Source organism: Ralstonia sp. ASV6, from assembly GCF_016429285.1.
Classification (GTDB): Bacteria; Pseudomonadota; Gammaproteobacteria; order Burkholderiales; family Burkholderiaceae; genus Ralstonia; species Ralstonia flaminis.
The window spans coordinates 1-1,260 of sequence record NZ_JAELUI010000315.1; the positions used below are offsets into that span (position 1 = coordinate 1).

Annotated in this window: 3 protein-coding genes; all 3 read right to left on the bottom strand. The window is 56.1% G+C overall.

The features are described 5' to 3' along the window. Positions 1 to 348 (bottom strand): hypothetical protein (locus JHD73_RS27780; RefSeq protein ID WP_199033340.1); only part of this gene is annotated, 348 nt, incomplete at its 3' end. After that, positions 345 to 719 (bottom strand): hypothetical protein, encoded by a 375-nt coding sequence (locus JHD73_RS27785; RefSeq protein WP_199033341.1) that lies wholly within the window; start codon positions 717 to 719, stop codon positions 345 to 347. The genes JHD73_RS27785 and JHD73_RS27780, both read right to left, overlap by 4 nt. 7 nt (positions 720 to 726) lie before the next feature. After that, complete coding sequence (locus JHD73_RS27790) at positions 727 to 924, bottom strand: hypothetical protein (RefSeq protein WP_199033342.1); 198 nt, start codon at positions 922 to 924, stop codon at positions 727 to 729. Between the last annotated feature and the right edge of the window lie 336 nt (positions 925 to 1,260).

The following is a 1,260-nucleotide window of genomic DNA, read 5'->3' on the forward strand; positions in this document are numbered from 1 at the left end:
GGTGCTGTAGTAACCCCAGCTGGTGAAGCAGCTGTCATCATCGCCTTCGAAACGACGAACGGGGGTTGCGACTTGCACGAGCAAGCCGAACATCCGCTTGCGGCGTAGATGTTCGAAGAGCTCTTCACTCTCGATGTCGTCGGCCTTGCTAGGCGAAACGCCGACTGCCATTGCGATTTCCGTCGTCTCTTCTGAAATCGCATCCTCCAAAGCCGACGGAATCGACTCGTCGACGGACATGCCGCCCAGATGAAAAATTGCTTCGAAGCGCCAGCCCTTATCGAGCGCGGATTCGGTAATTTGGTGGTTGCAGTTCATTGGATTCATCGCCCTCGCGCTGGCAGTCATTGTGGGTTCTCCTTCAGCTTCTGTTGCCGAATTTCTCGGGCAGCTTTCACACCGACCCGATACACCGTCATGAAGTTGTGGAAGAGCGGCACTTCGTGGATGCTCTTGTAGAACTCACCCTTGCCCGTGACGAATCCGGATGACACCTTGCAGCTCTTGGTCGCCCACTCGTTATATCCGTACTCAGAGCCCCAAAACGCCTGCTTTGCCGGGCTCAGCTCGCTCCACTGCACATACAGTGTTTCGCAATAGCCCGGCGGCATATCGCAGATGCGCAGCCATGCCGGGCGCTTTGTGCACCATGCAGTCGCGTGCTTCGCAGCCTGTTCAACGGTGTACGTTTCCCCATCTCGTGGTCGCTCGATCATCATGGCTTCATCATTTTCGAAAGAGCTCGCCCTGGTAGGCGATGGCGATCAGCTCGGAACCGTGTTCTTGACCGGTCCAAACGGCAAAGGCGCGCTCACGGTCGCGGTCAGATTCAGAAACCGCCAAAGCCATCGCCTGCCCCTCATCATCGAGTTCCGGGTCTGCTGGGTCGAACGCCAACAAATTCCCAACCTGATACGTCATCATTTATCACGCTCAAATGGTTTGACTATCGCCCATGATAGGTGCACATGTGCACTCCGTCAAACCAAAAAAGCCCTATGCTCCTATGGACGTTCAATGAGCTAAGTGCGGCCGCAGTACGAACAAAAATCGGCCGGGAGCACTATCTCAGCACTCGGCTGTGCCGAGCGCTGAGGATCAGGCTGCCGGAACTTGCGCAGCGCCTGCTCAACCAATTGCGCCTCCTCTCGTGCAGCGGCAAGCGTCTGCGCTATCGCATTGAGTCAGCCTTCAACGGCTTGCCTTCCTGCGAAAGATCCTCGTTCTGTGACGAGATCGAAACCTGAATCGTGTAGGTAC

What these genes read in the sequence shown, in the direction of transcription:
- JHD73_RS27785 (WP_199033341.1), bottom strand. Translation starts at nt 719, where the DNA reads ATGATGATCGAGCGACCACGAGATGGGGAAACGTACACCGTTGAACAG.
- JHD73_RS27790 (WP_199033342.1), bottom strand. Translation starts at nt 924, where the DNA reads ATGATGACGTATCAGGTTGGGAATTTGTTGGCGTTCGACCCAGCAGAC.